An 18,921-nucleotide genomic window follows, 5' to 3' on the forward strand; every position below is an offset into this window, starting at 1 on the left:
CTGCGGCGAGGAGGGCTGGACGCTAAGGTGGCACAATCGGGATGAGCACCCCTCAACACGGCTATCAGGGAAAACCGAAGCGGCTGAGCTGGCCGCTTCTGCTGGCGATTGCTGTGTTCCACGTGGTCGCGCTGTACGGCCTGTCGCGGCTGCTCGCGCCCGAATTCACCGCGAGTGTGGAGCGCGAAGTCGCGGCGGTCTTTACCGTGACCGTCACCACGCCTGACGAGCCGGAAACTCCGCCCGAACCCGATGAAGGTGCGCAAGGGAATCCGGGTGAGGAGGCCGTGCCGCAGCCGGTGACAGCGCCGCGCACCCCGATTGAGCGCAAGCCCGAACCCCGGCCCGAAGCCTCTTCCACCGGCACGGCGGACCGATCGGGCGCCCGCGAATCTGGCGACGGCACGGGCGCGCAGGGTGACGGGCTGGGCACGGGCAGCGGCAATCAGGGCGGCGGGCAAGGCAATGGCGTCGCGGTGCGCCCCACCGTGCGATCCGGCAGCCTTGATGTGCGCCGCGACTTCCCCGTGCCTGAAGGCGGGCGCGCGGCGCGCTTCGGCACATCCGTCACCGTGTTCTTCACCGTCACCAAGGATGGCCGTGCGCGTGATTGTTCGGTCACGCAAAGCACCGCGGATGCCGAAAGCACCGCGCTTGTCTGCCCGCTGGTGATCGAGAAAATCCGGTTCAACCCGGCGCGCAACCGTGCCGGTGATCCTGTCGAAGCGCGCTATGGTTACCGCGTTGATTTTCGGGAGCGTTAGTTCGGTCTTCACGGGATTTACACAGTTCGGGGGGTAAAGGTCTGCCATGGTCATGCAGAGCCAAATCCATCCTGTGATCCTGTGCGGGGGCAGCGGCACCCGGCTGTGGCCGCTTAGCCGCAAGCAATTGCCCAAGCCTTTCCTGCCGCTGACGGGGGCGCAAACCCTGTTCGAACAGGCGGTTGCGCGGGTGGCTGGCGATGCCCGGTTTGGCGAACCGGTGATTGTTGCCGGGGCCGAACACGCCGATCTGATCGAAACGCAGCTGCATGGCGCGGCTCACCGTCTGATCGTTGAACCCTGCGCCCGCAACACCGCTCCGGCGATTGCCCTGGCGGCGGCGTTGCTCGATCGCGACGCAATCATGCTGGTGTGTCCCAGCGACCATCACATTGCCGATGCAGACGCGTTCCGTGCAGCCGCGCTGGCTGCTGCAGAACTGGCCGCGCAGGATCATCTCGTCGCTTTCGGCATCGCCGCCGATCGCCCCGAAACCGGCTATGGCTATATTCGCAGGGGCGAGCCGCTCGCGGGCGGATACGCCATCGCGCAATTCGTCGAAAAGCCTGATCGCGCCCGCGCAGAGGCCTATCTCGCCAGCGGAGAATACAGCTGGAACGGAGGGATATTCGCATTCCGCGCGGGAGCCTTGCAAGATGAGCTTACAAGGCACCGACCGGCGATGGCGCAAAGCCTTGTTGCGGCGGTGGCCAACGGTACGACGCAAGGCACGCGCTTTCACCCCGATCCCGATCACTTCGCGGCGATTGCCGGGGAATCGATCGACTACGCGATCATGGAACACACCGATCGTGCCGCGATGGTACCCGCCGACATGGGCTGGTCGGACATCGGCAATTTTGCCGCGCTGCATGATGCGCTTGAGCAGGACGGGGCAGGTAATGCCGTGCGTGGCCCGGCGGAGCTGGTGCAATGCGACAACGTGCTCGCGGTGACAGACGGGCCGCGCATCTCCGCGATTGGCGTGAGCGATCTGTGCATTGTCGTGTCCGGTGACGAGGTGCTTGTGACCACCCGCGATGGTGCGCAACTCGTTGGCCGTCTCAAGGGAGCGAGCGAACAATGAGCCTCGCCCCGCGCCCATTGCCGACACGGCTGCTGAACACCCGCATGGTTGAAAAGGTGTGGGGCCGTGACGTGTTGCCCGCACCGTTCGCGACCCCTGCCGGACGACGGATCGGCGAAATCTGGTTCGAACCTCCCCCCGAAATGCCGGGTCTGCTGGCGAAATACCTCTTTCCGAGCGAAAAGCTGTCGGTGCAGGTGCATCCCAGCGATGCGGCGGCATTGCCAGGAGAGGATGGCAAGGAAGAATGCTGGCTGGTGCTCGATGCGGAACCCGGCGCAAGGCTCGCCATCGGGTTCGAACGCGAAGTGCCAATCGAAACGGTCCGCGCGGCGGCGCTGGACGGATCGATTGAAGGCCTGCTGAAATGGCACGAGGCTAGCGCTGGTGACGTATTTTTCCTGCCTGCCGGGACGGTTCATGCCATCGGACCGGGTCTGTCCCTGCTTGAAATCCAGCAGGCGAGCGACTCCACCTTCCGCCTGTACGACTATGGGCGCCCGCGCGAGCTGCATCTGGAACGGGCGCTGGCGGTGCTCGATCCTGCGCCCTATCCGCTTTGCCATCGCAGTTCCGTGGCAGAACGTGGGCGGACGCTCATCGACGCCGCGCACTTCCGGATGGACCGGATCGAAGGGCGGCCCGGACGGTTGCTCGCCAATCGCTATGCGCAGCCCCTGCTTGCCCTGCCGCTGAGTGGCAGCATCAGCGCAAACGGGATCAAGGCGGGGCCGGGGCAATGCCTCTACGCTGATGAGATCGCCGCAATTGATTTTGCGAACGCCGGTGTGACGATCCTTACGCGGCCCAATCAGGGCTAGAATCTAACCGAATTGCTGATCAAGGATCGCTTCGATCTCGTCCCGGCCGTAGGGTTTGCGGATCAGGGCCGAGGCTCCGAATTCGGCCAGCTTGTCGCTCACCTCGGCATAGCCTGTGGCTAGCACGAAGGGGATGCGGCGATTGGCCAGCTCGCGCGCGACAGGGGCCGAGGATTCGCTCCCGAGGTTGAAATCGACGATGGCAAAATCGGGCCTGCGCTGATCAATCGCGCTCAATGCACCGAACACGCTGCTCTCGACATGCACCGTCTTTACACCAAGCCGTTTGAGGTTTTCCTCGGTGTCGAGCGCGATGATCATGCTGTCTTCGACCACCAGAACATGCCGGGGCCGCGCCGCCGCCCCCGCCACAGTGCGTGTGCCTGCGGGGCCGCGATCGTCGTCATTGGCTGCCGATGCGGCCTTTTCGGCGCTGCTTGCCTCGCTCACCGCGTTCTTTTCGAAGAAGCGTTTGGGAATGACAAAATCGGCTTCAAGTCCCGACAGCTTGAAGCGCAAATCTGCCTCGCCTTTCAGCTCGAACGGGATCGATCGTTCGATGATGGTAGAGCCAAAGCCGCGCCGCGATGGTTGCCGCACCGGCGGGCCGCCGCTTTCGCGCCAGCTGATGCCAAGGTCGCCCGTGGGCGTGCGCTCGACATGGATTTCAAGCCGTCCGCGGCTGTCGCACAGCGCGCCGTATTTGGCCGAATTGGTCACCAGCTCGTGCACCACCAGCGCCAGCACCGTGTAGGCTTCGGGCCGGATCAGCACGTCCTCGCCATCGAAGACGAACCGGTCGCGCTTTTCGCTCACATAAGCGGCCAGTTCGGTTTCGAACAAAAGCGACAGCGGGGCAGGGGACCAGTTCTTGCGCGTGATGTTGTCATGCGCGCTCGCCAGTGCGGCGATGCGTCCGCCGATGAGCTGGGCGAATTGCGCGACGCTGAGCGTTTCATCCTGCGATTGCGAGACGAGGCTGCGGATCAGGTTGAGGATGTTGCGAACCCTGTGGTTCAGCTCTGCGATCAGCAGATCCTGCTGTTCCTCGGCACGCTTGCGTTCCTTGGCGACTTCGTCGCTCATCCTCAGCACGACTTCGAGCAGGGTAACGCGCAAGCCTTCGGCAATGATCAGTTCGTCGGCGGACCAGTCCTCGCTGCTGCCTTCGACCGTTTCTGCCCAGGCGGCAAAGCTGCTGCGCGGTTCGAGCCTTTCACCTGACGGTGCGACGGCTTTTGCCGGATTGCCGGCCCACGTCACTGTCGTCGTCAGCGGTTTGCGCCACAGGATCACGAAATCGCGCTGGTTGCGGGAGATCGGTAAAACCAGTGCACCCGCTGCCTTGTCCGCGAATTCGGCGGCTTCGGGAAGGTGATCGGCAAGTGCATTGACCGCCATCAGCGCGCTGGGCGGAGCCGTGGCGAGAGCCGGGGCGAGCCGGGAAAACTGGGCCTTGTCCGGGGCCGCCCCTTGTGCGCGATATTCCCCGTTCATCAGCACCGAAACGCCGTCATGCGGGATCAGGTCGGCCAGCATCTCTTCCAGCATCGGCACGCTGTGGGCGAGCGAAGTGCCGCCCGCGAGCTTGAGCATCAGCTGATCGTGCAATTGCCGCCCGCGCGCGCGCAGCAGATCGGATCGCTCGATCAGCATCCGGTCGAGCATCATCGAGAACATCTGGCTGAAAGTCTCGCACACCGTCCTGAGCGAGAAGGCGGGCAGGCGCGGGGTCATGTGGTGGCACGAAATCATGCCCCACAGCTTCCCGTGCCGCACGATCGCGATTGCCAGCGATGCACCCACGCCCATGTTGCGCATGTATTGAAGGTGCATCTGCGAATGGGCGCGCAACATGCTCATCGAAAGGTCGAGCGGCGCGCCATCGACGCTAATGGCCGGTTCGATGGGGACGGCGTCCGCGTCCATGTCCGCGATCACACGAAAGCGGTTGCGGACGAACAATTCGCGCGCTTGCTGGGGAATGTCGGCACGCGGGTAGCGCAGCCCAAGATAGGGTGTCAGGTCGTCGCGGCGTTCCTCCGCCACGACTTCCCCGCTTTCGTCCGCGTGAAAACGATAGACCATCACCCGGTCATAGCCGAGCATCTGGCGCACCAGCCGCGCCGCCGTCTCGAACAATTCCTGCGGTTCGCGGATCGGTTCAAGCTGGCGCAGCGCCGGGCCGATCAAGGCAAGGTGATCGGCATAGTCGGCGATTGCATGAGGTTCGAATTCGATCACCGCCATAGTGCCCGACTGGTGCACCGCGCAGTCCAGCAGCGGCCCTCCGGCGACAAGGCGGATGCCGAACATCCGCTGGGCATCGTCCGGGCCGCGCATGTCTTCCACCGCCTGTTTGAGCGCTTCCATCGCGCGCGGCAGGAAATGCGAGGACAGGGGCGATCCGGTTTGCGGCAATTCAGGCAAGCCGAGCAATTCCCCGCAATTCAGCGATCGGTGTGCGATCAGCCAGTCAGCCGTAAGCGCGATAAGCCCGCCAAAGTGCTGGATCGCGGCAATGTGATGGATTGCCTCCCTATCGCATTCGGTCTGCTGCGCGGGTTTGGGGTTCAGCTGCATGGCACAGCCTCCGCTTGCATGGCTGTGGCAAGGAAATGATCGAATACCGCGGCCGCCCCTGCGCTGGCATTGGCGAGTTGCTCGTCGCCTCCTTTACCCTCGATCCGGCGACGCAAGCGACCCCAGAAGGCGATCATTTCGGAATCGCCAAGGAACGCGACCGGCAAACCCGTTCCCGTGCCGGCTGTGCGCCGCACCTCCTTGAGGATGGAGCGATTGCCCAGTGCCGAACCGGCCAGTGCCCATGCAACGCCCAGCACGGCATCGCGATCTTGCAATGGTGATGAAAACACCTGGCCTGCGCAGGGCGGATTCGCGTTCATGGCCCGAAGGTCTTGTGCGATCAGCGAGGTCATGTGGGGGGGATTGAGATCAGCTGGAGCATGGCGATCGAGCCACGCCTCTACCGGAACCCGCGCCGCGTGCTGAAGCTGCAGGAAGCGGACATAGTCGGCGGGTGTTTCCCAGCCGGATGCGGCGCGCATGGCATCGTCGAGCACATCGTGCGCCCGCGCTGTTGCCTCACGCAACCGGTATCTCAAATTCACGGCTGGAGCCGTCATATGCATGCCTCGCGCCAAGAAATGCGCATGGCCAAGAACCAGGCGACCGGCTGCTTCGTCAGCAGAAGCGTCAATCAAGGTGGTCAGCCAAACTGTCCAGACAGAATGACATACGGGGCAGCGCTTGGCAAATGCATTGCGCATTGCCACGGATTGGAGAAAATCCCCCAAGGCACTGATTTATATGAAGGTTGCCGAAAAGGGCCTGCGGATCAGCTTTTTTCGAGCAGCCGTCCGCCGTGCTTTTTCACTGCCCGTTCCAGCGTCCCGCTGAGAAAACCGAGCATGGCCGGCAAGTCCATCTCGATCAGAACGCTGTCTTCGGCGATGTCGATCCCGCCCCCGATCCGCTGTCCCGCGGCGGTGATGACTAGGTCCATCCGGTCTTCATGCGGCCAGCTGTTTTCGACCGTGGCCATGCCGGGCGGGAAGTAATTGGCGATTTCATGCCCGTGCTTGTGCATCCGTGCGCGCACTTCTTCCTTGCCGAGCGAATGGGGGAGTGAGACGCGCATCCTATCGTTCCGCCTTCTGCTTTTCCGTGGCGAAATCGGGCAGGGGCACGCCCGAACCTTCCTCGCGCATATCCGCAATCAGTTCGTCACCGCCGTAACGGTAATCGAGATAGCGTGATTTCACCGCGAGATCGTCCAGCGCCCCTTCGGCGAGGCGGCGCGTGACCCGGTCTACCTCGCTCGAAAGCTTGGTGAGGCTTTCGGTCAGGCGCTCGTCAGCGGTTTTGCCCGCGTGTTCTTCCTTGCGCAGATGCGCGGGAACTTTCCGGTAATTGTCGATGGTTTCGGGGATGTATTCTCCCACCAGCTCGCGCACTTCGCCCATGGCCGGATGCGCGGCATCGATGGTCTGCAATTGCAGGCCAAGCGCATCCAGCTGCACACCCAGCTGATCGACAATCGCGGCGGCGGGGGGCGGGAGCGCGCTGCGCTGCGATTCCAGCCACAATTCGGTCCGCGCAACCATCTGCTGCGGGTTGCCCTGTTTCAGTTCGCCGCGTTTGGGCACCTTCACCTTGGGGTAATTGGTGAAGAGGAAGGCCGCCGCCATCACGGCAAGGGCGACCATCATCACCCCGGTAAAGCCGATCCCGTCGAGCACGATACCGGCAACCGATGCGCTGACAAGGATCGTGACGATCGCACCCGCGAAATACTTGGCACGGTTGATCCATACCTTGCGCTTGGCCGCGGCAGAGCCCTTGCCGATGCTGCCCCGGCCCGGGCGATGCGTGCCGCCTTCGTCACGCTGCGTGACTAGCGATTGTTTCGCCGCGCGCAGGATCTGATCGGATTCGCGGGTGGAATCGGTCATCAGCTATCCAGCGCGAGCAGGGACGGTTCCGAAGCGACCTTGGCCTGAGCCTGAGCCTGCCCTTCGGCGCGGGCGATATAGCCTTTCGACTTTTCGACCTCATCCGACAGCACGTTGACGGTCTGCTTCATGCTGGCGAGCGCGCGCACCTTGAAATCGTCGACCTCGTCCATCGTGTCGTAGATGTTCTGGAAAGCGCGCTGCAACGTTTCCAGCGGGATGGTGCTGGAAGCGGCCTGTTCGTGAATCTGTGCGGTCTGTTCGCGCAGCAGCGTGCTGGTCGAATCGATGATGTCGCTGGTGGTCTGATTGAGCGATGTGATCTGCTGCAGCACCAGTTTCTGGTTGGTCATCGCCTGTGCCACCGTCACCGCCGTGCGCAGCGCGCCCACGGTGGTGGTGCTGGCGCGGTCCACGCCCTTCACCAGTTCGACGTTGTTCTTCTTTACCAGATCAAGCGCGAGATAGCCCTGCACGCTGACTGCCATCTGCGTCAGCAAGTCCTGCGTGCGCTGGCGGACATAGAACAGCGCGGATTCGCGCAAAGCCTTGGCCTTTTCGGGATCGCTGGCGTCAAGTTCCAGCGCCTTGGCTTCCAGCTTGGCATCCAGAGCTTTGGCGATGTGGATCATCTGCTCCAGTTCACCCATCGCTTCCCACAGCTTGGCGCGTTCGGTGTCGATCGCGGCATTGTCGAGATGCAGTTCCTTCTTGCCGCTTTCGAGCCGGGCCAGAATCGCCTGAATGTGGCCCTGCGCGCTGGTGTAGCTGTCGAAATAGTTCTTCAGCCGGTTGCCGAAGGGGATGATGCCGAACAGCTTGCGCGGCGACAGCAGCTTGCCCTTGCGGCCCGGATCGAGGTCTTCGACCGTCCGGCGCAATTCCGCCAGATCGCTGCCGACGCTGCTATCGGCATCCATCGCGCGCACCGGCCGATCAAGGAAGCGGTTCGAATGGCCCGCAGCGGCGCGGATCTGTTCCTGGCCCATACGGGTGATCTGATCGACCTTTTCGCCGAAGGCGGGCGAGTTGGCATCCACCGAAACCAGATCGGCGACAAAGGCATCGACCTTCACATCGAGCTTCGATTTCTGTTCGTCCGACACGGGCACCAGCCCTGCCGCCTTTTCCGCGGCAACCACCGGCACCGGATCGGGCGGGGTCAGCGTGAAATCCGTCGCGGTCTTGGTCGCGGTGGCGATGTTCTTTTCGGGCGTCATTTCGGTGCTCATGCGGCGTTTGTGCTCCCTGATCCGGCCCTGCCTCGGGCCGAACTCGTATCTGATAGTGTATTAGTAATCTAAAACACGCGTTTCAAGCCGGATCGAAACTAGCGCGTTTCCCGCTGCCACGCCAACGCGCATTTTCGGCCGCTGTCGGCCCAGCTTTCCCTTGTCTGCAAATCGGTCTAGATGCTGCGTTCAATTCGGGAAAATACGATCCGTGACTGACGAAACCACTCCTCCGCCCGCACCTTCCAGCTCCGGCTACACCCCGCTCCCCAACAAGGACATCGGCGCGGTACAGGGCGAAGGCATGTCGATCACCCGCGTGCTGTTCAGCTTCCGTCGCTGGTGGCGCGAAGATGTGATCGGCACGGTCGAACAGGCCGAAGTGATCGAGAAGCGTCGTGAAGACTGCCTGATGTCGGAACGCTACCTGTTCATGACCGCGATGAGCGCGGGCATTGCGGTGCTCGGCCTGTTGCTGTCATCGCCGGCGGTGGTGATCGGCGCAATGTTGCTGTCGCCGCTGATGGGGCCGATCATGGGTTTGGGATTTGCCTTGGCGATCGGCGATTACCATTGGCTGCGGCAATCCGCGAAAAGCCTTGCCTGGGGCACGGTGATGGCCGTCGGGCTTACAGGGGCGTTGGTCTATCTGTCGCCGATCCAGACGATCACGCCGGAAATCGCCGCACGCACCCAGCCGAACCTGTTCGACCTGTTCGTCGCGCTGTTTTCGGCAATGGCGGGCGCTTATGCCATGATCCGAGGGCGCGAAGGCACCATCGTCGGCGTGGCGATTGCCACCGCCTTGATGCCGCCGCTCGCCACAGTCGGCTTCGGTCTTGCGACATGGAACTGGACGGTGTTTTCGGGCGCACTGCTGCTCTATGTCACCAACCTCATCACCATCGCGCTCACGGCATGGGCGATGGCGCGGCTGTACGGGTTCCAGACCAACCTCAGCCAGCGCAATTCGCTTTACCAGAACATTGCCGTTGCCGCCGTGTTCGTGGCTCTGGCGATCCCGCTGGCCTATTCGCTGCAACAGATCGCGTGGCAGACCAATGCCCAGCGCATCGCGCGCGACGAAATCCGCGTTGCCTTCGATCCCAATGCCTTGATCGATTCGCTCGCCATAGATTTCGCGTCCGACCCGGTTTCGATCACTGCGGCGATGCTGACACCCAAGATCCAGCCCGAAGCCGAAGCGAGGATCGAACGCGCGCTGACGCAGCGCCTTTCGCGCCCGGTCGAGCTTACCTTGACCCAGTATCAGGTTCCCACCGGAGCAGCCGCCGCCGAACAGGCCCAGCTTTCCGCCGCTCGCGCCAATGAAGAAGCGGTCGCGCTGGAGCGGGCTGAAGACCTTGCCACGCGGCTGGCGCTGGTGGCGGGCGTATCAGAAGACGAAGTCACGGTGGACCGCACTCGCCGCCGGGCGACGGTGCGCGCTGAACGGCTCGATGGGGCGACTCTGGCGGCCTATCGCGCGCTCGAAGCCCGAATTGCCGCGACCGAGCCGGACTGGATGATCGAGCTGCTGCCGCCGATTGGTGATCTGCCGGACGAAATCGCCTTTGACGAAACCGGCCCGACGCCCGAGGGCGCGCAAGCCTTGGCCACGGTCGAATGGGCTTCCAAGCGGATCGACCTGCCGATCGTGCTGATCGGGCCGTCGGATCAGGCAACGCAGGCAGCGGAACTGCTCGCCCAGCGCGGCGTCAGCGTGACGGTGCGCAGCGCGGGCGGCCCCCTGCGTGCGGACTGGGGCGGGAATTAGTCGGATACAACCGCGCGCAAATGCGAGCAGCCTCGGCAGCGAAGCAGGAAGCGATTACGCTGCCAGCTGGATCGGGACGATTTCGCCTGACAGATACAGCTTTTTCGCCTTGGCGCGCGACAGTTTGCCCGAAGACGTGCGCGGCAGGGTGCGCGGGGGCACCAGTTCGACAACGCAGCTCATGCCCGTGACCGAGCGTACCTTGTCGGCGATCTGTTCGCGCAGGCGCACCCGTTCAACCGGATCGGCAACGCGGCAGTGCACCAGCACGGCGGGCGCTTCCTCGCCATTGTCGGTTTCGATCGAGAAGGCGGCGATGTCGCCGTGGTTGAAGCCGGGCAGCTGTTCCACCGCCCATTCGATATCCTGCGGCCAATGGTTCTTGCCGTTAATGATGATCATGTCCTTCGCCCGGCCGACGATGAACAGATAGCCGTCGGCCAGATACCCCATGTCACCGGTGTCGAGCCAGCCATCGACGAGGCAATCCTCGGTCGCTTCGGGATTGCGGAAATAGGAATGCATCACGCTGGGGCCGTGGCACCAGACCTTGCCGATCTGGTGATCGCCCTTGGCGTGCCCGTCTTCGCCGCGGATTTCGACCTTCATGTCAGGCAGCGCCTTGCCGCAATTGACGATCGCGCGGTAACGGGCGGGGCGGCTGATGTCGCGCGGAGTGCCCGACAGGCGCTCTTCCTCTACCAGTTCGACGCGGATACCTTCGCCCGGCGGCATCACGGTGACGGCCAGCACCGCCTCGGCCAGACCATAGGACGGGGTAAAGGCAGAGGCCTTGAACCCGGCATCCGAAAAGGCGTTGACGAAATTCTGCATCACGTCGGGCCGGATCATGTCCGCGCCGTTCCCCGCGATGCGCCAACGCGACAGGTCGAACCGTTCGCCGACATTGCTCTGGCTGGAAATGCGGCGCGCGCAAATGTCGTATCCGAAGGTCGGCGAATAGGACAGCGTGTTGCCCGGATTACGGCTGATCATGTCGAGCCATGCCAGCGGACGGCGGGCGAAGGCATCGGGCTTGAGATAATCGGCCGACACCTGATTGGCGATCAGCGAAAGGAAGCAGCCGACCAAACCCATGTCGTGATACCACGGCAGCCAGCTGACGCAGCGATCATTCTCGCCCAGATTCATCGTGGTCGAATGACCATAGAGATTGTGCAGCAGCGCCCTGTGAGTGACGGCAACCCCGGTGGGGAAGCGGGTCGAGCCGCTGGAGTACTGCAGATAGCAGATGTCGTCCGGGCTCGCCTTGGGCAGCTCGGTTTCGGTCGCTTCGCGCTTGGAGAATTCCTGCCAGCTGGTTGCGGGGCAACCCTGCCGGGCGGCGGCGGCTTCGGCCATTTCCGCGATTTCTTCGGGATAGATCAGGATCGCCGGATCAGAGCTTTGCAACTGCACCGCCAGCTGTTCAATGTAATTGTCCTTGCCGCCAAAGGTTGTCGGCAGTGGCAGCGGGACCGGCCAGGCCCCGGCATAGACGCAGGCGCAGAACAGCGCGGCGAAATCCGCCCCCGTTTCCGCGATCAGCGCCACGCGGTCCTGCGGGCCGATACCGGCGCCGATCAGGCGATAGGCCATTTCCAGCGCGTCCTCGCGCATTTCGACATAGGGATACACGCGCTCCAATTGCCCGCGCATGTCATGAAAATTGAGGCCTTTGCGGCTGCGAGCAGCGTAATCGATCGCGTCGTTGAAGGTTTCGAACTGCGCGCGGATTCGCGGCAGGTCGCAATCGTTCGGCGTCGGCGTCAAAGCGGCGTCGGTCATTTCCTAGCGATACCCGTCATTTGCTGCGCATGTCTGCGCCTTGTATAGTGTCCCCCTACCGTGCTCACTCGCATGCGCAACGGTTCAAACTTTCCCATTTGATAAGGACTGTGGCACGAATAAGGCGAAATGGTTTCACAGGAAAGCAAAACGTCATCGCGTGGTAGCGGCCGGACCGATGGATCGGGCAGCGGATCGGAGCGCAAGCGCGCGCGCAAATCGCGCCCGCTGGACGAAACGAGCTTGCGCGATCTGGCGCTTTCCTATGTCGCGCGTTTTGCCACCACCGGGGCCAAGCTCGAAGGATATCTTGCCCGCAAGCTGCGCGAACGCGGCATTGCCGAAGATGCCGATGGCCGGGTGCGCGAAATCGATGTCACCGGCATAGTCACCCGCTTCATCGAACTGGGTTACATCGATGACGATGCCTATGCGCGCAGCAAGTCGCGCGATCTGACGGCACGCGGATACGGTGCGCGCCGGGTCGAGCAGGCGCTTTGGGCGGCGGGTGTGGAAGAGGGCGTGCGCGCCGATCATACGCCCGGAGAAGCCGACAGTCGCCGCGCGGCGATGCTGCTTGCGAAAAAGCGCCGCTTCGGCCCCTACGCCCCCGAAGCCGATCCCGACGAAGCGCCCGAGGAACGGCACAAGCGGCGCGAAAAACAGGTTGCCGCGATGCTGCGTGCAGGCCACTTGTATGAACACGTGGCCTTTGTCCTCGAAGCCGCCACCCCCGACGATCTCGATCAATGGCTGATCGAAGCCGAAGACGAAGAAGAAACCGCAAAGGAAGCTGGTTCATGGTAAGACTGACCGCCCCGATTGCCGCCCTGTTTGCCGTTCTGGGGCTGGCCGCCTGTTCCGCCAATGGCGCTGCGCAGGAAGCGCCGGTTGCGCCCCCCGAAACTCAGGCCGCTGCCGTCCACCCCGAATCCGGGCTGGAACTGATCGATGTGACCGTGCTCAGCGGGGACAAGCGCCATGTTTTCGTGACCGAGGTCGCGGCATCGAACGAGGCGCAGCAACGCGGCATGATGTTCCGCACGCAAATGGGCGATGACGAGGGGATGATTTTCCCCTCCTACGTCCCGCAGATGCGCAGTTTCTGGATGAAGAACACGCCGTTGCCGCTCGACATCATCTTTATCGGAGAGGACAATCGCATCATCAATATCGGTGATGGCGTGCCCTATTCCACCGCCAGCGTCGCATCCGACGGCCCGGCCATCGCCGTGTTCGAAATCCGCGGCGGGTTGTCGGCGGAACTGGGGATCAAGCCGGGCGATCTGGTCGAATGGAAACTGCCCGAAGGCGCGGCGCCCTGATCATTGCGAGCCCCATCCGGGGCGCGGTATCCTCGGCCCTATTGGGCCTGCGGGCGCGCAGTCGCGCTTGCGGCCCGCTTCGCGGTCCGGCTTCAGCGCGACAGTGCTGCCCATTGGTCTCGTTTTTCCGATGGGCGTGCATAAAACCGGCATTCCATCGAACTCTCCGTCTTGGCGCTCCGCTCCAATTCGGCTAACGGCTCGGCCCATGGGAATCCTTGGCAAAATCTTCACCTGGTGGGACGGTGCGACGCTTGGCACGCATTGGTGGTCCACCCGCGTCGGCGGCGAACATGTCGGCACCGATGCGCAGGGCAACAAATATTATCGTGCCAAGGGGCGCGGTGGGCCGAACACCGGCTCTTACACCCAGAAGGAACGTCGCTGGGTAATCTACAACGGCCCGAACGATTCCAGCCGCGTGCCGAGTGAATGGCACGGCTGGCTGCACGGCTCGTTCGACGATGTCCCGGAAAGCTTTCTGCCTCCGCCCAAGATCTGGGAAGCCGACTACACGCCAAATCTTACCGGCACAGCGCAGGCATATCGTCCGCAGGGCGCGCTTGAGCGTGGCGGCAAGCGCGCCGCGGCTGATGGCGATTACGAAGCCTGGAGCCCGGAGGGCTAGGCCCGGAGTCGCGATGCGCGTTTCAGCGGTCTTCCTTTCCGCCATCGCGGTTCTGGTTCTCTCCGGTTGCGAGCAGGAGACGGACGGCGAAAGCGAGAGCGTCACCGTGCCTGTCGAAGCAGAGGGTGCAACAGACGCGGCGGAGCCTTCGACTCCGCTTGAAGTCGGCCAGTCGACCCCGATGGCCGAACGCGTGGCGACCATCGGCCTGCTGAACAAGCGTAACAACGTCACCAAGGATTTCGAGCTGCGCCCGGGCGAAAGCGTCGAGGACGGACCGGTGATCCTGACCCTCGCCGCTTGCGAGCGCACCGCGCCTTACGAAATGCCGCAGGAAACCGGGGCATTCGTGCAGGTCGACGTGCGCGAACGCGGCGATGATGAACACACCCGCGTCTTTTCCGGCTGGCTGTTCAAGGAGAACCCCAGCCTCAACGTGGTCGAGCACCCGATCTACGATGTCTGGGTCAAGAATTGCGCAATGGCGTTTCCGGGCGACGAATAACCCGCTCCGGCAGCGAATTCGCGATAGGCCGCGTCCAGCCACATTTGAGGTTTGCCCCGCGCCTGATGCAGCAGCACCAGATAATCGGCCTGCGGCATTTCCACCGCGCCCATGGTTGCCAGATGATCGGTCATGAACTGGCAGTCGAGCAGGGTGTAACCGGCCTTGTTCAGTATCGCCACGAGCCAACACAGCGCGACTTTGCTGGCGTCGGTCGAATGGCTGAACATGCTTTCACCGCAGAACACCTGATCGAAGGCGACGCCATAGAGTCCGCCTACCAGCAGGCGTTTGCCCTGCGTTTCGATCCAGCATTCGATCGAATGGGCATGGCCGGCACGGTGCAGCGCCGAATAGCTGGCGACGATCCTTTCGCTGATCCAGCTTTCGGGATGGCCGGGACGCGGTGCGGCGCAGGCACGGATCACGTCCTCGAACGCTTCATCCATCGTCACTTTGAACTTGTCGGCGCGCAGCACCTTGCGCAGCGATTTGGAGACATGCAGCCCGTCCAGCGGGATGATCGCCCTGTCGCGCGGTTCGACCCAGAAGATGTCCTGATCCTCGCGCGAATCCGCCATCGGAAAGATCCCGCTGCGATAGGCGAGCAGCAGGGTCTCAATCGGAATCGGAGATCGCAGCGGCGAATGCATGACGTGCGCAGCCATACCAGCGCCCTGCGCCAAGGCTAGGCCGGATGCGACAGGCGGTGGCGTAAATTCGCTCGCGACAAGGTGGCACTTGCGTGTTGCGTATTGCGATGGGGCGCTATAAAGGGCGCGTTCCCTGCAGGGGTGTAGCTCAGTTGGTAGAGCATCGGTCTCCAAAACCGAGGGCCACGGGTTCGAATCCTGTCACCCCTGCCAACTCTTTATTGAAGCCCAAGAGACTGAAAATAAACGAGTTTCTCTTCGATTCAAAACCCCGTGGCACCCCGTCGTGGCACCCTGTCGTGGCCTTGATCACGCGACTATGAATCGGCCCGGCTGGATGGGCAAGACCGATCCCGCAAAAAGCTCCCAGGTATCCACGCGTCCTGCACAGGGTTGTCCCTGCCTCCCAATCATTCGCGCAAGCGCTCCCTTGGTATTGCGGCCCGGACCGTACGAGGTCACGGCAGGTCGGCGCTCAGCCTTTTTCGCCCGGTGAAGTCGGGAACCTCGAATGCGCCGCCCACTCCAGGGCAAGAGCTCCCGATCCCATTCCAAATAGTGATTGGACGAATGCCCGCGAAGTCAGGTCCCTTGGCCTTCGCATCTATTGCTGGATCCAACCTATCGGCGGGTGAGCCAGTAGGCGCGCCGCCCGCGGCCCTGTTGCTGGTCGCAGTTCCCGGCTGGGTCAGGCTTACGACCGCGACAAGCAAATCTTTCGCCTTGCAGGTCGGAAGCCTGCTGGCGATGGTCGGCTATGTGGTCTTCTGGATCGTGCAAGCCGACCAGACCGCTTTCCTGTTCGCCGCCATCGCCTGCATCGGGCTAGGCTCGTCCGCGCTCGCCGTGCTGTTCTGGTCGATGCTGCCCGACACGGTGGAATATGGAGAATGGAAAACCGGCAACCGGGCGGAGGCAAAGGTGTTCGGCTTCGCCACCTTCGCCCAGAAGGCCGCTGTCGGGATTAACGCCCTCTTGCTCGGGCTACTGCTCGATCTTTCCGGTTTCAGAGCCAATAGAGACCAAGCTCCCGATACCCTTTTCGCAATGGAGGCCATCATGGTCGGCATTCCTTTCCTCGGAGCTATGACGATCGCGCTGATAGCCCGCTCATACAGGCTGGATAAACGGCTCCATGACAACATTAGGCGCGAGCTCGCCGCGCATAAGTGATGCTGGGCAGCCTGTCAGTTTGGCTCATGATGTTAGGTCTTGAACGCGGCGTCTTCGCCTGCTTCTGCTTGAAGACTTTCACCGATGAAAAGCTCGCTCTTGGTCGGAGTTTAAGCTCTCCAGCGCAAAAGCAGCTGACCACCCAGACCCGAACATAAGCGCGGCCAATCGGTCATCCCAATAGCAGTCTGGCGGCTTTTGGCGGAACCAGTCGTTCAACTTAGCGGTCGCCAACGACCGGGTTTGGGTCGGAAACAGTTATCTAGTGAGCAGGCTGTAGATTTCCGTTGAGATTTGACCCGGGATTTTCATCGAGAAGTGACCCGGGTTGTTGGTAGCTATGTCCGTTCGGACTTGGGTTTGGTCAAGGGTTGGACGTTCTCCTTTTTGGTTTTGCGCTGTGCGGCGGATGCCTTGAACCGGAAGCTGTCGTTGCCGGTTTCGAGGATATGGCAGTGGTGGGTCAGCCGATCGAGCAGCGCGGTGGTCATCTTGGCATCGCCGAACACGCTGGCCCATTCGCTGAAGCTCAGATTGGTGGTGATGAGCACGCTGGTGCGCTCGTAGAGCTTCGAGAGCAGGTGGAACAGCAATGCCCCGCCTGACTGACTGAACGGCAGATAGCCCAGTTCATCCAGGATGATCAGGTCAAGCCGCAGCAGGCGTTCGGCCAACTGGCCAGCCTTGTTCTGGGCCTTTTCCTGTTCGAGCGCATTGACCAGGTCGACCGTCGAGAAGAAGCGAACCTTCTTGCGATGATGCTCGACCGCCTGAACGCCGAGCGCAGTGGCAATGTGGGTTTTGCCCGTCCCGGGGCCGCCGACGGCGACGACGTTGTGCGCTCCATCGATAAAGTCGCAGCGATGCAGCTGGCGCACCATGGCCTCATTGATCTCGCTGGCAGCAAAATCGAAGCCGGCCAGATCCTTGTAGGCGGGGAACCGCGCGGCCTTCATCTGATAGGCGATCGAACGCACCTCACGCTCGGCCATCTCGGCTTTGAGCAGTTGGGACAGGATCGGGACTGCAGTATCGAACGCAGGCGCCCCCTGCTCGATGAGATCGCTGGCCGCTTCGGCCATGCCATACATCTTGAGGCCGCGGAGCATCACGACGACAGCCGCGCTGGCAGGGTCATGACGCATGGGCTGTCTCCTTGGCGCGCAGCGTATCATAGCGCGCCACATCGGCTCTGGGCTCGCTCGTCAGCGACAGCGCTTGCGGGGCGGCGATAGGATCGGGGACAGCGGGCTTTCCATCGACCAGGCGGTGCAGCAGGTTGAGAACGTGGGTCTTCGTGGCAACGCCTGCCTCAAGTGCCAGCTCGACCGCGCACAGGACCGCCTGCTCGTCGTGCTGGAGCACCAGCGCCAGGATCTCGGCCATTTCCTTGTCGCCGCCGGGGCGCTTCAACAGTTGCCCCTGTAACTGCCTGAAGGCATCGGGCATCTCGGTGAACGGGGCACCATTGCGCAGGGCACCGGGCTTGCGCTGGATCACCGCGAGATAATGCCGCCAGTCATAGACCGTCTGCCCGCCGCTGCGGTGAGAGCGATCAATAATCCTCTCGTGTTCACACAGGATCTGCCCCTCGGCGGCGATCACGATCCGCGCGGGGTAAACCCGCAATGACACCGGCCGGTTCGCAAAGCTGGCTGGCACGCTGTAACGGTTGCGCTCAAAGTGCACGAGGCAGATCGGCGAGACCCGCTTGGTATGCTCGACGAAGCCGTCGAACAGCCCACCCAGTGGCATCAGGCTGGGCAGTTCCTCCGCATGCACCTGCGCGATGGTGCCCGGCAAAGTGCCATGCGGGATCTCGGCCCATTGCGCGATGCATTGCTCCTCGAGCCAGGCATTGAGGGCATCAAGATCAGCGAAGGCTGGCATGCGCTGCCACAACCGGCGCCGGGCGTCCTGAACGTTCTTCTCGACCTGGCCCTTTTCCCAACCGGAAGCAGGATTACAGAACTCAGGCTCGAACAGATAATGGCTGGCCAGCGCTGCGAACCGCGCATTGACCTGCCGCGCCTTGCCAGTGCCGACCTTGTCCACCGCGGTCTTCATGTTGTCGAAGATCCCGCGGTGTGGAACACCGCCCAGAACCCTGAACGCCTGTGTCAGCGCATCGAACAGCATCTCATGGGTCTGCAGCGGATAAGCCCTGACGATAAAAGCCTTGCTGTGCGCCAGCTTGGTGTGGGCCGCCTGCAGCTTCACACGCTCCCCAGCGATTATGGCCCAGTCCTCGCTCCAGTCGAACTGGAACGCCTCCCCCGGCGCAAACACCAGCGGCACGAAGGTCCCGCGCCCACTGGTCTGCTGTTCATATTGCCGCTGCGCCTTCCATGCCCGCGCAAAAGCGGCAACGCGCCCGTAGGAACCGTCAAATCCCAACGCCACCAGATCGGCGTGCAACTGCTTCACCGTGCGCCGCTGTTTGCGCGACTTGCCAGCCTCAATCCGCAGCCAATGCGACAGCTTCTCCGCAAACGGGTCCAGCTTGCTGGCACGCTCGGGAACCCGAAAATGCGGCTCCACCGCGCCGCTGCGCAGATACTTGCGGATCGTGTTCCGCGACAAGCCAGTGCGCCGCGCGATCTCCCGGATCGGCATCCGATCTCGCAAATGCCAGCGACGGATTACACTCAGTAACGCCATGTCGATCACTCCTGTCTCCCTCGCTGCTCACA

The 18,921-nt window shown here is 62.7% G+C and carries 18 protein-coding genes and 1 tRNA gene; 10 read left to right on the forward strand and 9 right to left on the reverse strand.

Annotation, left to right across the window (positions count from 1 at the left end):
* Positions 1 to 41 precede the first annotated feature (41 nt).
* Genes L1K66_RS04725 through L1K66_RS04735 form a run of 3 tightly spaced genes read left to right on the forward strand, consistent with a single transcriptional unit; the run spans position 42 to position 2,672 of the window.
* On the forward strand, positions 42 to 764 hold the full coding sequence (locus L1K66_RS04725) for an energy transducer TonB (protein WP_252259838.1): 723 nt from the start codon (positions 42 to 44) through the stop codon (positions 762 to 764).
* 52 nt (positions 765 to 816) lie between these two features.
* The gene (locus tag L1K66_RS04730) at positions 817 to 1,851 is read left to right on the forward strand and encodes a mannose-1-phosphate guanylyltransferase (protein ID WP_252259839.1); all 1,035 of its coding nucleotides are present in this window, start codon (positions 817 to 819) and stop codon (positions 1,849 to 1,851) included.
* A complete protein-coding gene (locus L1K66_RS04735; RefSeq protein ID WP_252259841.1) occupies positions 1,848 to 2,672 on the forward strand; it encodes a class I mannose-6-phosphate isomerase in 825 nt (274 codons plus the stop codon). Before L1K66_RS04730 ends, L1K66_RS04735 begins: the two co-directional genes overlap by 4 nt.
* Before the next feature lie 3 nt (positions 2,673 to 2,675).
* Here L1K66_RS04735 and L1K66_RS04740 read toward each other — a convergent pair whose 3' ends face one another.
* From L1K66_RS04740 to L1K66_RS04760, 5 genes are all read right to left on the reverse strand, one after another.
* Positions 2,676 to 5,255, reverse strand: coding sequence for an HWE histidine kinase domain-containing protein (locus L1K66_RS04740; protein WP_252259842.1), 2,580 nt, complete (start codon positions 5,253 to 5,255; stop codon positions 2,676 to 2,678).
* Positions 5,246 to 5,785, reverse strand: a complete 540-nt coding sequence (locus L1K66_RS04745) for a biliverdin-producing heme oxygenase (protein WP_252259843.1) — start codon at positions 5,783 to 5,785, stop codon at positions 5,246 to 5,248. Before L1K66_RS04745 ends, L1K66_RS04740 begins: the two co-directional genes overlap by 10 nt.
* 245 nt (positions 5,786 to 6,030) lie before the next feature.
* Positions 6,031 to 6,333: a polyhydroxyalkanoic acid system family protein gene (locus tag L1K66_RS04750; RefSeq protein WP_252259844.1), complete on the reverse strand. Its 303-nt coding sequence runs from the start codon at positions 6,331 to 6,333 to the stop codon at positions 6,031 to 6,033.
* Position 6,334: 1 nt separating this feature from the next.
* A complete protein-coding gene (locus L1K66_RS04755) occupies positions 6,335 to 7,147 on the reverse strand; it encodes a hypothetical protein (RefSeq protein ID WP_252259845.1) in 813 nt (270 codons plus the stop codon).
* Complete coding sequence (locus L1K66_RS04760; RefSeq protein WP_407931975.1) at positions 7,147 to 8,379, reverse strand: toxic anion resistance protein; 1,233 nt, start codon at positions 8,377 to 8,379, stop codon at positions 7,147 to 7,149. Before L1K66_RS04760 ends, L1K66_RS04755 begins: the two co-directional genes overlap by 1 nt.
* A 211-nt stretch (positions 8,380 to 8,590) precedes the next feature.
* On the opposite strand from L1K66_RS04760, the gene L1K66_RS04765 reads away from it, so the two are divergent.
* Complete coding sequence (locus L1K66_RS04765; protein ID WP_252259846.1) at positions 8,591 to 10,156, forward strand: DUF389 domain-containing protein; 1,566 nt, start codon at positions 8,591 to 8,593, stop codon at positions 10,154 to 10,156.
* 54 nt (positions 10,157 to 10,210) lie between these two features.
* On the opposite strand, the gene L1K66_RS04770 is transcribed toward L1K66_RS04765, so the two are convergent.
* Positions 10,211 to 11,944 carry a fatty acyl-AMP ligase gene (locus tag L1K66_RS04770; RefSeq protein ID WP_252259847.1) on the reverse strand — a complete coding sequence of 578 codons (1,734 nt, stop codon included), beginning with the start codon at positions 11,942 to 11,944 and terminating at the stop codon, positions 10,211 to 10,213.
* Positions 11,945 to 12,073: 129 nt separating this feature from the next.
* Here L1K66_RS04770 and L1K66_RS04775 point away from each other — a divergent pair, with 129 nt between their 5' ends.
* The 4 genes from L1K66_RS04775 to L1K66_RS04790 all read left to right on the forward strand — a co-directional run bounded on the left by L1K66_RS04775 (position 12,074) and on the right by L1K66_RS04790 (position 14,402).
* Positions 12,074 to 12,751, forward strand: a complete 678-nt coding sequence (locus L1K66_RS04775; protein ID WP_252259848.1) for a regulatory protein RecX — start codon at positions 12,074 to 12,076, stop codon at positions 12,749 to 12,751.
* A complete protein-coding gene (locus L1K66_RS04780) occupies positions 12,745 to 13,269 on the forward strand; it encodes a DUF192 domain-containing protein (protein WP_034956023.1) in 525 nt (174 codons plus the stop codon). The genes L1K66_RS04775 and L1K66_RS04780 overlap by 7 nt, the downstream gene beginning before the upstream one ends.
* Before the next feature lie 208 nt (positions 13,270 to 13,477).
* Positions 13,478 to 13,897: an NADH:ubiquinone oxidoreductase subunit NDUFA12 gene (locus tag L1K66_RS04785; RefSeq protein ID WP_034956022.1), complete on the forward strand. Its 420-nt coding sequence runs from the start codon at positions 13,478 to 13,480 to the stop codon at positions 13,895 to 13,897.
* A gap of 13 nt (positions 13,898 to 13,910) precedes the next feature.
* The gene (locus L1K66_RS04790) at positions 13,911 to 14,402 is read left to right on the forward strand and encodes a DUF2155 domain-containing protein (protein WP_252259849.1); all 492 of its coding nucleotides are present in this window, start codon (positions 13,911 to 13,913) and stop codon (positions 14,400 to 14,402) included.
* On the opposite strand, the gene aat is transcribed toward L1K66_RS04790, so the two are convergent.
* Positions 14,351 to 15,070 (reverse strand): leucyl/phenylalanyl-tRNA--protein transferase, encoded by a 720-nt coding sequence (aat, locus tag L1K66_RS04795; RefSeq protein ID WP_407931976.1) that lies wholly within the window; start codon positions 15,068 to 15,070, stop codon positions 14,351 to 14,353. The two genes, L1K66_RS04790 and aat, sit on opposite strands and share 52 nt — an antisense overlap.
* A gap of 122 nt (positions 15,071 to 15,192) precedes the next feature.
* Here aat and L1K66_RS04800 point away from each other — a divergent pair.
* Together L1K66_RS04800 and L1K66_RS04805 are read left to right on the forward strand one after the other, a co-directional pair.
* Positions 15,193 to 15,268: transfer RNA gene (locus tag L1K66_RS04800), tRNA-Trp, on the forward strand.
* A 378-nt stretch (positions 15,269 to 15,646) separates the two neighbouring features.
* A complete protein-coding gene (locus L1K66_RS04805; protein WP_252259850.1) occupies positions 15,647 to 16,228 on the forward strand; it encodes an MFS transporter in 582 nt (193 codons plus the stop codon).
* Positions 16,229 to 16,566: 338 nt separating this feature from the next.
* Here L1K66_RS04805 and istB read toward each other — a convergent pair whose 3' ends face one another.
* Both istB and istA read right to left on the reverse strand, forming a co-directional pair.
* Complete coding sequence (istB, locus tag L1K66_RS04810) at positions 16,567 to 17,373, reverse strand: IS21-like element helper ATPase IstB (RefSeq protein ID WP_252259851.1); 807 nt, start codon at positions 17,371 to 17,373, stop codon at positions 16,567 to 16,569.
* Positions 17,363 to 18,889: an IS21 family transposase gene (gene istA, locus L1K66_RS04815; RefSeq protein ID WP_252259852.1), complete on the reverse strand. Its 1,527-nt coding sequence runs from the start codon at positions 18,887 to 18,889 to the stop codon at positions 17,363 to 17,365. Before istA ends, istB begins: the two co-directional genes overlap by 11 nt.
* Positions 18,890 to 18,921: the final 32 nt, after the last annotated feature.

The sequence above is a fragment of the Erythrobacter aurantius genome, assembly GCF_023823125.1.
Taxonomy (GTDB): domain Bacteria; phylum Pseudomonadota; class Alphaproteobacteria; order Sphingomonadales; family Sphingomonadaceae; genus Erythrobacter; species Erythrobacter aurantius.